This window comes from Pedococcus sp. P2_E4 (assembly GCF_056403935.1).
Genome location: NZ_JBFUEO010000061.1, coordinates 1 through 12,315, shown reverse-complemented (window position 1 = coordinate 12,315; position 12,315 = coordinate 1). Strand labels below are relative to the sequence as shown.

9 protein-coding genes are annotated in these 12,315 nt (G+C 71.8%); 6 read left to right on the top strand and 3 right to left on the bottom strand.

What is annotated here, in order from left to right:
* Positions 1-111: 111 nt before the first annotated feature.
* The gene (locus tag AC1DV7_RS17395; protein WP_477598589.1) at positions 112-2,322 is read right to left on the bottom strand and encodes a transglycosylase domain-containing protein; all 2,211 of its coding nucleotides are present in this window, start codon (positions 2,320-2,322) and stop codon (positions 112-114) included.
* 213 nt (positions 2,323-2,535) lie between these two features.
* On the opposite strand from AC1DV7_RS17395, the gene AC1DV7_RS17390 reads away from it, so the two are divergent.
* Both AC1DV7_RS17390 and AC1DV7_RS17385 read left to right on the top strand, forming a co-directional pair.
* Positions 2,536-3,180, top strand: a complete 645-nt coding sequence (locus AC1DV7_RS17390; protein ID WP_477598588.1) for a PadR family transcriptional regulator — start codon at positions 2,536-2,538, stop codon at positions 3,178-3,180.
* A gap of 29 nt (positions 3,181-3,209) precedes the next feature.
* Positions 3,210-4,301: an inositol-3-phosphate synthase gene (locus AC1DV7_RS17385; RefSeq protein WP_477598587.1), complete on the top strand. Its 1,092-nt coding sequence runs from the start codon at positions 3,210-3,212 to the stop codon at positions 4,299-4,301.
* A 109-nt stretch (positions 4,302-4,410) separates the two neighbouring features.
* Here the strand turns inward: AC1DV7_RS17385 and AC1DV7_RS17380 are convergent, their stop codons facing one another.
* Positions 4,411-5,181: a PP2C family protein-serine/threonine phosphatase gene (locus AC1DV7_RS17380; RefSeq protein ID WP_477598586.1), complete on the bottom strand. Its 771-nt coding sequence runs from the start codon at positions 5,179-5,181 to the stop codon at positions 4,411-4,413.
* A gap of 123 nt (positions 5,182-5,304) precedes the next feature.
* On the bottom strand, positions 5,305-6,912 hold the full coding sequence (locus AC1DV7_RS17375; RefSeq protein WP_477598585.1) for a CCA tRNA nucleotidyltransferase: 1,608 nt from the start codon (positions 6,910-6,912) through the stop codon (positions 5,305-5,307).
* 65 nt (positions 6,913-6,977) lie between these two features.
* Between AC1DV7_RS17375 and AC1DV7_RS17370 the strand changes: the two genes are divergently transcribed.
* From AC1DV7_RS17370 to AC1DV7_RS17355, 4 genes are all read left to right on the top strand, one after another.
* On the top strand, positions 6,978-7,442 hold the full coding sequence (locus AC1DV7_RS17370) for an NUDIX hydrolase (RefSeq protein ID WP_477598590.1): 465 nt from the start codon (positions 6,978-6,980) through the stop codon (positions 7,440-7,442).
* A complete protein-coding gene (locus AC1DV7_RS17365) occupies positions 7,442-9,502 on the top strand; it encodes a DUF6049 family protein (RefSeq protein WP_477598584.1) in 2,061 nt (686 codons plus the stop codon). The genes AC1DV7_RS17370 and AC1DV7_RS17365 overlap by 1 nt, the downstream gene beginning before the upstream one ends.
* On the top strand, positions 9,499-11,175 hold the full coding sequence (gene murJ, locus AC1DV7_RS17360) for a murein biosynthesis integral membrane protein MurJ (RefSeq protein WP_477598583.1): 1,677 nt from the start codon (positions 9,499-9,501) through the stop codon (positions 11,173-11,175). Before AC1DV7_RS17365 ends, murJ begins: the two co-directional genes overlap by 4 nt.
* A gap of 147 nt (positions 11,176-11,322) precedes the next feature.
* Positions 11,323-12,315: protein kinase family protein (locus tag AC1DV7_RS17355; protein WP_477598582.1), on the top strand; the 993-nt coding region annotated here is incomplete at its 3' end.

Sequence of the window (12,315 nt, the reverse complement as noted above, 5' to 3'; positions counted from 1 at the left end):
GAGCGACCCGGCGCGGGCCGAGGCGTGCGCGCCGAGGGGCCCGCCGACGAGTGCCAGCGGGCCACCGGGACGCGGGTCAGGCGCCGTGCGTGAGGTGGTCACGACGGAGGGCTACTGCGACGGTGGCGGTGGCGCGGCCCCGCCGCCAGCCCCCGGCACCGGGACGGTGATCGTCGTGGCCGTCGGCGTGGGCTTGCCCGTGCCGTTGGTCTTGGTCGCCGTCGGCGTCGCTGTCGTGGTGGTCGAGGTCGTCGTGGTGGTCGTCGTGGTCGTGGTGGTCGACGACGTGGTGGGGGGCGGGGTGTAGACGTTCGCGTCGCCCAGACCCTCGCGCTTGGGGAACGGCAGGACCTTCTGGCCCTTGAGCGCGACCTCCATGTAGTCGGTCCAGATGCGCACCGGGATGCTGCCACCGGTGATCTCGAGCCCGTTGATGTTGCTCATCGACTTGGTGCCGTTGCCCTTGTAGATGCCGACCGCAGTCGCCAGCTGCGGGGTGAACCCGTCGAACCAGGCGGCCTTGTTGTCGGTCGTCGAGCCGGTCTTGCCGGCCACCGGGCGCCCGAGCTGCTGGGCGAAGGACCCGCTGCCCCGCTGGATCACCTGGGTCATCGCGTCGATGGCGTCGGCGGTGACGTCCTTGCCGAACGCGGCCTTCTTGGCCACCTTGACCTTGTAGTCGAGGTCGCCGGGGCCACCCTTGACCGACTTGATCAGGTAGGGCGAGACGCGCACTCCGTTGGCGGCGACGGTGGCGTAGGCGTTCGCCATGTCGCGCACGGTCACGGTGTCGGTGCCGAGGACGTTGGCGTAGTTGGTGCCCAGGTCCTTGCCAGGCAGGCCCGCGGCGACCGCGGCCTCCTTGGTGTTCTTGGGCCCGACCTTGATGTTGAGCTGGGCGTAGACGGTGTTGATGGAGTTGGCGGTGGCCGTGCGCAGGTCGACGCGCCCGAAGCTCTGGCCACCGAAGTTGGTCACCCGCCCACGCTTGGCGTTGGCGTCACCGGCCGAGTCCTCGAACTCCTTGAAGTACTGCGGGCTCGCGCCGTCGAAGACGGTCTTGGTGCTGATCGGCTCGTCCTTGGAGAGGGCGGCCAGCAGCGTGAACACCTTGAACGTCGAACCCGCCTGGAGCCTGGCGTCGGTGGCGGTGTTGAACTGCTCCTTGGCGTAGTCGGAGCCACCGTAGAGCGCGACGACCGCACCGTCGCCGGGCTTGATGCTCGTGAGGCCGACGTGCAGGTCCGCCGCGTCCTTGCCGGTGGGCATGCGCGCCTTGACGGCCTTGGCGGCGGCGTCCTGCGAACGCTTGTCGATGGTGGTGACCACCTTGTAGCCACCCTTGTCGATGTCCTGGTCGGTCAGCTTGAGCTTGGACTTGAGCTCCTGCTTGACCAGGTCGACGAGGTAGCCGGTCGGACCCGACGCGCTCCGCGACTTGGACGCCTTCACGACGGTCGGGAACTTCTGGGCGACGCGCTGGTCAGGCGTCAGCCAGCCCTCGGTGACCATGCCGTTCATCACGTAGTTCCAGCGCTGCTCGGCGTTGGCCTTCTGCTCGGCCCCGAGGCCCGGGTCGTAGTAGGACGGACCGCGGATCACCGAGGCGAGGAACGCGCCCTCGGAGGCGTTGAGCTTGGAGACGTCCTTGTTGAAGTAGGCCTTCGAGGCGGTCTGGATGCCGTAGGCGCCCCGACCGTAGTAGATGGTGTTGAGGTAGTTCTCGAGGATCGTGTCCTTGGACTGCTGCTTGGCGATCTTGATCGAGATGATGATCTCGCGACCCTTGCGCGACAGCGTCTGGTCCTGCGTCAGGAAGTAGTTCTTGACGTACTGCTGGGTGATCGTCGAGCCACCCTGGGTCGCCCCGCCGCGCAGGCCGACCCAGACGGCGCGGGCGATACCGGTTGGGCTGATGCCGGAGTTCTGGTAGAAGTTGCGGTCCTCGGCGGCCAGGTGCGCCTGCTGGACGGCCTTGGGGATCTGGGACAGCTTCACCGACTCGCGGTTGACCTCGCTGATCCGGTCCATCTCGGACTTGCCGTCCGCGTAGTAGACGATCGACGCCTGCTGGTCGGCGAGCTCGTTGGGCTGGGGCACCGAGATCGTCGAGTAGGCCACGAAGAACGCGATCACCAGCAGCAGCAGGCCGGCGAGCGCCGTGAGCCCGAGCCACTTGGCCCAGGCGCGGCCCCGCCCGCCCTTGCCCGCGGTCGAGCGACCCGCGCCACCGGCACCACGGCCACCGCCCTTGGCATTCGCGGCACGACGGGCCTGTCGCTCCTTGGCCTGGGCACGCGTCTGGGGACGAGAGGAGCTCATGGGACCTTCCAGTTGACTGACGAGGACCGCGCGACCAGCGCGCGGACCGGCCCTCAGTATGACCAACGAGCCTGCAAACCCGGTATTCGCCGCAGGACCTCGACGGCCCGAGGGAGGACGGCGGCGTTCTCCAGATATATCGCGCCGATATATCTGGTGTAGTCTGACGCCGATGGTCCACCGTGGCCACGAAGACTGCCGAAGGAGGTGCCCATGAGCCGCCGCTCCGAACTGCTCGAGTTCGCCGTCCTCGGACTGCTGCACGAGACCCCCATGCACGGCTACGAGCTGCGCAAGCGCCTCAATGCCGCGCTCGGCGTCTTCCGGGCGCTGTCCTACGGCACGCTCTACCCCTGCCTGCGTGGTTTGCTCGACCGGGGCTGGATCGCCGAGTCGACCGGAGCAGGGGCCGCCACGGCCACCGCTGCCGCCGGCTCCAAGCGCGCCCGCATCGTCTACGAGCTCACCGCCGACGGCAAGGAGCACTTCCAGGAGCTGGCCAAGCAGGCTGGGCCGCACGCGTGGGAGGACGACACGTTCGACGTCCACTTCGCGTTCTTCGCCCGCACCGAGGCCGAGGTCCGGCTCCGCATCCTCGAGGGGCGTCGCAGCCGCCTCGAGGAGCGCCTGGCCACCATCCGCACCACGTCGGCCAAGAACCGCGAGCGGATGGACTCCTACACCGCGGCCCTGCAGCAACACGGCGAGGACGCCGCGGAGCGCGAGGTCCGGTGGCTCAACGAGCTGATCACTGCCGAGCGCAACATCCCCACCCCGGCAGCGCCTCGGCGCAGGGCCACCACCCCGCATACCCGTGCCACCCACCGCTCCACCCCAGAAACACCTGAAACCCCCTGAACCCAATGAACCCAACCAAGGAGAACCCCATGGGATCCGTGCGCGTCGCCATCGTCGGCGTCGGCAACTGCGCCAGCTCGCTGGTGCAGGGAGTCGAGTACTACAAGGACGCTGACCCGTCGGCCACCGTGCCCGGACTCATGCACGTCCAGCTCGGTGACTACCACGTGAACGACGTCGAGTTCGTCGCCGCGTTCGACGTGGACGCCAAGAAGGTCGGCTTCGACCTGGCCGAGGCCATCGGCAACTCCGAGAACAACACCATCAAGATCGCCGACGTGCCGCCCACCGGTGTCACCGTCCAGCGTGGCCACACCCTCGACGGCATCGGCAAGTACTACGCGATGACCATCGACGAGTCCGAGGCCGAGCCGGTCGACATCGTGCAGGTGCTCAAGGACTCCCGCGCGGACGTGCTCGTGTCCTACCTGCCCGTGGGCTCCGAGAACGCCGACAAGTTCTATGCCCAGTGCGCGATCGACGCAGGTGTCGCGTTCGTCAACGCCCTCCCGGTGTTCATCGCCTCCGACCCCGAGTGGGCCGCGAAGTTCGAGGCCGCTGGCGTCCCCGTCATCGGTGACGACATCAAGTCGCAGGTCGGCGCCACCATCACCCACCGCGTGATGGCCAAGCTGTTCGAGGACCGCGGCGTGACGCTGGACCGCACCTACCAGCTCAACGTCGGCGGCAACATGGACTTCAAGAACATGCTCGAGCGCGAGCGCCTCGAGTCCAAGAAGGTCTCCAAGACCCAGGCCGTGACGTCCAACCTGACCGGCGCCCTCGCCGGCCTGACCGACAGCCGCAACGTCCACATCGGCCCGTCCGACTACGTGGCGTGGCTCGACGACCGCAAGTGGGCCTACGTCCGCCTCGAGGGTCGCGCGTTCGGCGACGTGCCGCTGAACCTCGAGTACAAGCTCGAGGTCTGGGACTCCCCCAACTCGGCCGGCATCATCATCGACGCCATCCGTGCGGCCAAGATCGCCAAGGACCGTGGCATCGGCGGCGCGCTCATCAGCGCCTCGTCCTACCTCATGAAGTCCCCGCCCGTGCAGCGCGAGGACACCGAGGGCCGCACCAAGCTCGAGGCCTTCATCGCCGGCACCGAAGAGCGCTGACGCTGGACGCAGCTGACCCGCTGAGTCCCTGACGAAGGGCACCTCCCGCGCCACGCGGGAGGTGCCCTTTCGTATGCCGTCGTCAGTCGCCGTGTTCTGTATGCCGGCGTCAGTCGCCGTCGTCGGCCGCGTCGAGGACCACGACGACGACCGACACGTTGTCGTGGCCGCCGGCCCCGACCGCCGCCGCGACCAGTGCGTCGGCGCAGGCCTGCGGGTCGTCGTGCGCCGCGACGAGGTCGCGGATCTGCCCGAGGCTCAGCTCGCCGGAGAGCCCGTCCGAGCAGATGACGAAGCGCTCACCGGGGTGGGGCGGGAACTCCCAGATGTCCGGCCTGGGGCCGGGCTGCGTACCCAGAGACCGGGTCACGACGTTGCGCAATGGGTGCCGGGTGGCCTCGTCCTCGGTGATGAGGCCGGCGTCGACCAGCTCGCGCACCTCGGAGTGGTCGACCGTGACCAGGCTCAGGCGCCCGTCGAGGAACCGGTAGACCCGGGAGTCGCCGACGTTGAAGACTGCCCACTTGTCGGAACCACCTGCCTGCACGACGGCCAGGCCGGTCGCGGTGGTGCCCATGCCGGTCTGCTGGGGGTGGGCGGCCACGGACTCGAGGATGCGGCGGTTGGCCAGCGCCAGCGCCTCGACGAGGTCCTCGCGCCGGAGCGTGTCAGCCCGGGCGAGCTGCTCCATGGTGGCGATGGCGATGCCGCTGGCCACTTCACCCGCGGCGTGGCCGCCCATGCCGTCAGCCACCACGAAGACGCCTCCGTGAGCCAGCAGGCCGTCCTCGTTGTGGTCGCGCACCCGGCCCACGTCGGTGGCGGCCCCGGCGCGGACGACCAGGCCGGCTCCCTGCCGGGTTGAGTCGTTCCCGCTCACCGTCTCTCCGTCCCACAGACACCATTTCCGGACCACGGGGAGCGAGCCCGCCTCCCCGCGCACAGACTGCCACAAGCCGGGCGCGAGGGCCGCGACTGGCGCCACCGCGGGCTACGGCTGCGGCTACGGCTGCGGCTGGGTCTCGGCCTGGGACTCGGCCTGGGACTCGGCCTGGGTCTCGGCCTGGGACTCAGCCCGGGTCTCAGCCCGGGTCTCAGCCTGGGACTCGGCCTGGGTCTGAGCCTGGGTCTCGGGCTGGGCGGCCCACCACGAGCGCAGCTCGGCCTCGGCCTCGGCGCGGCCGATCACCCCGCGGTCCAGGCGGACCTCGAGCAGGTGGGCGTAGGCGCGTCCGAGGATCGGGCCGGGCTTGATGCCGAGGACCTCGGCGATCTCGTTGCCGTTGAGCTCGGGACGCACGCGGGCCAGCTCCTCGGCCTCCATGAGCCGCTCGATCCGCTCCTCGAGCGCGTCGTAGGTGCGTGAGAGCTGCTCGGCCTTGCGCCGGTTGCGGGTGGTGGAGTCGGATCGGGTGAGCCGGTGCAGGCGCGGCAGCAGCGGGCCGGCGTCGGTGACGTAGCGGCGCACCGCCGAGTCGGTCCAGTGCCCGTCGCCATAGCCGTGGAAGCGCAGGTGCAGCTCGACCAGCCGCGTCACGGCCTTGACCGTGTCCTTGTCGTAGCGCAGCGCCTTGAGCCGAGAGCGGGTCAGCTTGGCGCCGACGACCTCGTGGTGGTGGAAGGACACCCCGCCACCGTCCTCGAAGCGGCGGGTCGCCGGCTTGCCGATGTCGTGCAGGAGGGCGGCGAGCCGCAGGACGAGGTCCGGGCCGGGGACCGACTCCTCGGGTCCGCCGGCCGGTCCCTCGAGCGCGATGGCCTGGTCGAGGACGGTGAGCGAGTGCTCGTAGACGTCCTTGTGGCGGTGGTGCTCGTCGATCTCGAGCTTGAGGGCGGGCAGCTCGGGCAGGACGTGGTCCGCGAGACCGCTGTCGACGAGCAGCCGGATCCCGGCGCGCGGCTGGGGCGAGAGGACGAGCTTGGTCAGCTCGTCGCGCACCCGCTCGGCCGAGACGATCTCGAGGGACGCCGCCATCTGCCCCATCGCGGTGCGCACCTCGGGCGCCACGTCGAAACCGAGCTGGGCCACGAAGCGGGCGGCGCGCAGCATCCGCAGCGGGTCGTCGCCGAAGGACACCTCCGGCGGCGACGGCGTGCGCAGCCGCTTCGCGGCGAGGTCGGCCAACCCGGCATACGGGTCGACGAACTCGAGCGTGGGCAGCCGCATCGCCATCGCGTTGACCGTGAAGTCCCGGCGGACCAGGTCGTCGGCCAGGTTGTCGCCGAAGGCGACGACCGGCTTGCGCGTCACCCCGTCGTAGGCGTCGGCGCGGTAGCTCGTGACCTCGACGGTGTGGTCGCCTCGCCGGGCGCCGATGGTGCCGAACTCACGACCGATGTCCCAGTGCGCGTCCGCCCACGGGCGCAGGATCGCCAGCGTCTCGTCGGGCGTGGCGCTGGTGGTGAAGTCGAGGTCGAACGACGGGCGGCCGAGGAAGGCATCGCGCACCGGGCCACCGACGATCGCGAGCTCGTGCCCGGCGCCCACGAACAGCTCGCCGAGCTCGGTGAGGACGGGCAGCACCGGCGCGAGCTGGGTCACGGCGCGCTCGAGCAGCGCACGCTGGGAGGCCAGCGCCTGCTGGGGCTCGCGGGGATCGGCGGAGGACACGATTGACAAGGGTATTGCGTCGTTAGAGTGGCGGGGTGACCTCCCCTGCGCCCGAGCCCGAGCGGATGGAGCGGCTCGGCCGCCGCCTCCCCGCGGTGGAGGAGCGCTCGGCCGGGGGGATCGTCGTCGACGTGCACCAGGGCCAGGCCCGGATCGCGGTGATCGCCCGGCGCAACCGAGCCGGCCGGATCGAGTGGTGCCTGCCCAAGGGCCACCTCGAGACCGGCGAGACGCTCCAGCAGGCGGCCGCCCGCGAGGTCGAGGAGGAGACCGGCATCGAGGGTCGCGTCCTCACCGAGCTCGGCACCATCGACTACTGGTTCGCGACGAGCGACCGCCGCATCCACAAGTACGTCCACCACTACCTGCTCGAGGCCACCGGCGGACAGCTCACGATCGACAACGACCCCGACCACGAGGCCATCGACGTCGCGTGGCTGCCGCTGCGCGAGGCCCACGAGCACCTCACCTTCCCCAACGAGCGACGCATCGCGCGACAGGCCTGGGCGCGGCTGGCCGGGGACGGCTGATGGCGCACCACCCCGTGTGCCGTGTGCTCGTCGCGGCAGCACTGGTCCTGCCCGCGTGGATGGCCTCCCCACCGGCCGTTGCGGGTCCGACGACCGCTCCACTGCGTGCGGAGCGTGCCCCCGCGGCCGCCGCGGACCCCCAGCTGTCGCTCACCTCCGTCACCCCCTCGGTCATCACCGGCAACGGCGACCTCACCATCACGGGCACCTACCGCAACAGCGGCAGCACCCCCGTGACCCAGCCGGTGCTGAGGGTCGTGGCGGCCCGTGGCGACCGGGTCATGAGCCGGCAGGGCGTCCGGGCGTGGGCGACCGCGACCGAGCCGGCGCAGGGCGTCGAGGTCGCGCGCACCACCATCCGCACCACGCTCGACCCCGGCACGAGCGTGCCGTTCCGGATCACCGTCCGCGGGCTCGCGAACCACGAGCGCACGGCGACGTATGGCGCGGTGCCCCTCAGCGTCGAGAGCGGCACCAGCACGGTGCGCACCTTCGCCGGCTTCCAGCGGCTCAAGCAGTACCAGCCGATCGCGATCTCGTGGGCCGTCCCGCTGACCCTGGACGCCGACCCGGACCTGTTCGGCGCCGAGGGCGCACCCCGCGAGACGGCGTGGACGACCGCGCTGGGGGCGGGGTCCCGGATCACCCGCGTGCTCGACGCGACGGAGAGCGCCCCGGTCACGTGGGCCCTCGACCCGAGCCTCACGCCCAGTCTGTTGAGCGACCCGGTCGACATCGGTGACACCAAGACCAAGGAGCACACCCTGCGTGCCGCCCTCGAGGAGCGGATCAAGGGCGGGGCCGGCCGGCACACCCCGTGGGTGCTCCCCGACACCGACGCCGACGTCGGCGCGGTCGCCGGTGACAGCTCGGGCCGCGACCTCGTGCGCCCCCTCGTCTCCCGGGCTGCCCGCGTCGCGCAGACGCTCGGGGGGCGCGCCGACGTCGCCTGGCCAGCGGACGGCGGCTACACCAGCACCACCGAGTCCGGGCTGCGCTCGATGTACCGCTCCCCAGCGCTCGCTGCCCAGGTCGTCTCCTCGTCCGTGCTGCCGGTCGCCGACGACGGCAGCACCCCCGCCGCGACGCAGCGCAGCCGCAGCGGGTTGGCGCTGCTCGCCAGCGACGAGTCGCTCAGCGCCCTGCTGGCGAGGACCAGCTCGCCCGGCGAGGCCGTCCTCAGCGCCCAGCAGTTCGTCGCCGAGTCCGCGGCGCTGCTCAACGAGCTGCCGGGCACGCAGGGCCGACAGGTGTTCGTGACCGCACCGCGGGGCTTCGACCCCGACCCCAGCGGGGCGCGGGCCTTCTTCGAGACCGCGGCCAGCATCCCGTGGCTCACGGCGACCTCCACCGACGCCCAGCTGACCGCCGCCCGACGCGCGGTCCCGATGAGCTCGGCCCCCGTGACGCGGCCGAGCCGGCCTTCAGCCTCTCCCGGGCGTCCGGTGCTCACGCCGAGACGGGCGTCGACCCTCGAGACCACCCTGCGCACGGTGCGCGCCGTCGCCCTGATCCGCGACGACCCGGGCAACGAGTTCTCCCGCACCTGGACCCGGGCCGCCGAGCAGCTCGCCTCGGCCCGCTGGCGGGCCAACGCGCCCGGTTGGACCGTCCTCAACACCCGGGTCGAGGCGGCCAGTCGCGAGACCACGACCGCGGTCCGCGTCGCCGCCGGGACGATCAACTTCCTCGCGGAGTCCGGCCGCCTGCAGATCACCGTCCTCAACGACCTGCCGGTCGCGGTCAAGGACGTCAAGCTCGCCGTCGAGGCCTCGAACCCGCGGCTGCGCATCGACAGCCAGCCCCCGGCCCTGCGGATCGGCCCGCGAAGCCGGACGACCGTCAACATCAGCGTGACCGCCCTCGCCGCCGGGCCGGTGCCCCTTCGCACCGTCCTCACGACCCCCGACGGCACGGTCATCGGCCAGGGTGCCGACGTGCAGGTCCGCGTCACCCCCACCGGCGACTGGGTCTACTGGGGCCTGGGCGCCCTCGGCGGCGTCATCCTGCTCCTCGGACTCATCCGCACCTTCGGCAGACGGAAGGCCACCACCCGATGACCGACACCCCCGCCGGCGACCCCGCAGCCGGCGACAGCGCCCCTGGCGAGCCCGCCTCGGCGTCGCTCGCCCGGTCCAGCGCCGTGATGGCCGGCGGCACGACGGCGTCGCGCCTGCTCGGCTTCGTCCGGGCGACGATGCTGGCCAGCGTCATCGGGACCACGGGCCTCGCCGCGGACGCCTTCGACGTCGCCAACACGCTGCCCAACCAGTTCTACCTGCTGCTCGCCGGCGGTGTCCTCAACGCGGTGCTGGTCCCCCAGATCACCAAGGCCGCCAGCCACGACGACGGCGGCGACGAGTTCGTCAACCGGCTGCTCACGCTGTCGATGGGCATCGTCGTGGGCGCCACGGTGCTGGTCACCGCCATGGCTCCGTGGCTGGTCCGGCTGTTCTCCGACGCCGACAACCCCGACGCCCTCCTGCTGGCGACCGGCTTCGCGTTCATCTGCCTGCCGCAGATGTTCTTCTATGGGCTCTACACCCTCTTCGGACAGGTGCTCAACGCGCGCGGCCTGTTCGCGGCATACATGTGGGCGCCGGCCCTCGCCAACCTGGTGGCGATCGCCGGGCTCGTCGTCCTGCGGCTGGGCTACCCGAAGCAGCCGGCCGTCACCGACTGGACGCCCACCATGGTGTGGATCCTCGGCGGCACGGCCACGCTCGGGGTGGTCGCCCAGGCGGTGGTCCTGCTGATCCCGCTGCACCGCAGCGGCTTCCGGTACCGCCCGGTCTGGGGCGTCAGGGGCAGCGGGCTGGGCAGTGCCTCCCGGGTGGCCCTGTGGACCTTCGCGGCCCTCGCGATCAGCCAGCTCGGGTTCGTCGTCACCTCACGGGTCCTGACCCGGGCCACGGGCCTGCTCGACCGGGCGCACGAGACGGGGGCGGGCAAGGCGGCCTACACGAACGCCTTCCTGCTGTTCATGCTCCCGCACTCGCTGGTCACCCTCTCGGTCGTCACCGCGCTGTTCACCCGGATGTCGAGCGCCGCGCACGCCGGCCGGGGCGACGAGGTCGTGGCTGACTTCCGGCGCGGGCTGCGGATGCCGGCCGTCCTGCTCGTGCCCGGCACCGTCGCCGCCCTGCTGTTCGGCCCCGCGGCCGTGCACCTGGTGTTCGCGGGCAACACCGAGGCGCAGACTCAGGCCGTCGCCCACGTGATGATGGCGATGATGGTCGGCCTGCTGCCCTTCGGGTGGCTCTACCTGGTGCAGCGCGTCTACTACGCCTACGAGGACGCCCGGACGCCCTTCTACCTCCAGGTCGTCGTCACGGCGGTGGCCACGGCCGTCAACCTCGTGGCCTTCACGGTCGAGCCCGGCCACGCGGGGGTGGTCGTCGGGGTGGGCCAGACGCTGAGCAACCTGGTGGCCTCCGTCGTCGGCTTCGCCCTGCTGCGGCGGCGCTTCGGCCTGCTGCGGTTGCGATCGGTGGCCCGCCTCTACGCCCGCCTGCTCGTCGCCGCAGTCGTGGCGGCAGGCGTGAGCTGGCCGCTGGTGCACTGGCTCGACGGGACGCTGCCGGAGGGCCGCGCCGGAGCCGCCGCCGAGCTGGTCGTGGGTGGTGGCGTCTTCGCCCTCGTCGCCCTCGGCCTTGCGCACCTGATGCGCGTCGACGAGGTCGGGCAGCTCCTCGACCCGGTGCTCCGCCGCGTGCGCAGGAGCCGCTCCTGAGTCGTCACGCCCTAGGATGAAGCCGCGTCAGACCAGCCGGGGCGACGACACCGTCGCCCCCCACTCGCCGATGGCGGGCGATGAGGGGAACGAGGAGGCACAGTGCACGGGGTAGGCCCTTCGACGGTGCTGGGCGGGCGTTACGCCGTGCAGCGTCGCCTGGAGCAGATGCCGCACGCCGAGCGGTGGTCCGCCCACGACACGACCCTCGAGCGTGACGTCGTCGTCGTCTGCTTCCTCGAGGGCGACCCGTACGCCGCCGCCACCCTCGACGCCGCACGCCGAGCCGCCGGCATCGACAACCACCGGYTCGTCCGGGTGCTCGACGTCGGTCGCTCCGAGGGCATCGCGTTCTTCGTCGAGGAGGCCATCCACGATGCCCACACGCTGACCCAGATCCTGGCCCAGGGCGGGGTGCCCGCCGAGGAGGCCCGGCGCCTCGCCGGCGAGACGGCCACCGCCCTCGAGGCCTCGCGAGCTCGAGGGCTGCACCACCTGGCCCTCACGCCCTCCTCGGTCCTGCGCGGCGCAGACGGCACGGTCAAGGTGCGGGGGGTCGCCACCGCCGCAGCGCTGGCCGGCGTCGAGGAGGTCGAGTCCACGCATGCCTCGCGCATCGACGCAGTCGGCACCGTCGCCATCGCGTATGCCGCGCTGACCAGTCGGTGGCCACTGCCCGGTCACGTGCAGGGCCTGGAGGCCGCGCCGCACCTGGTCGGTGGCGTGCCCGCCCCGTCCGAGATCGCGGCCGGGGTGCCGGGCGACCTCGACGCCCTGTGCCGCCTCACGCTCAACGACGACGAGGGCCCGACGACGCCGGGGGACTTCGCGACCCAGATCGCCCCGTGGTCGAGCACCGCGGTCGAGGGCCTGGGGTCCACCGAACCGCGCGACGACGCCGTCGAGAAGACCATCGCCCTGCCCGTCGAGGGGCTGCGTCCGGCGAAGCCCCAGCGCACGCCGCGCACCGCCGCCTCCACCGCCGCCTCCGCCCCGGCGACGGCTGGTGCCGAGACCTCTGACCACGAGCGCACCGACGGCGTCCCCGGGGCTGGTGCCGCGGGTGCTGCTGCCGGCGGTGCGGCGCTCGCCGCAGGGGCCGCTGCTGCCGCCTCGTCCGGTGCCCGCGCGTCCACACCG

Coding starts and splice junctions, on each gene's coding strand:
- AC1DV7_RS17395 (WP_477598589.1), bottom strand. CDS start 2,322: ATGAGCTCCTCTCGTCCCCAGACGCGTGCCCAGGCCAAGGAGCGACAG.
- AC1DV7_RS17390 (WP_477598588.1), top strand. CDS start 2,536: ATGAGCCGCCGCTCCGAACTGCTCGAGTTCGCCGTCCTCGGACTGCTG.
- AC1DV7_RS17385 (WP_477598587.1), top strand. CDS start 3,210: ATGGGATCCGTGCGCGTCGCCATCGTCGGCGTCGGCAACTGCGCCAGC.
- AC1DV7_RS17370 (WP_477598590.1), top strand. CDS start 6,978: ATGGAGCGGCTCGGCCGCCGCCTCCCCGCGGTGGAGGAGCGCTCGGCC.
- AC1DV7_RS17365 (WP_477598584.1), top strand. CDS start 7,442: ATGGCGCACCACCCCGTGTGCCGTGTGCTCGTCGCGGCAGCACTGGTC.
- murJ (WP_477598583.1), top strand. CDS start 9,499: ATGACCGACACCCCCGCCGGCGACCCCGCAGCCGGCGACAGCGCCCCT.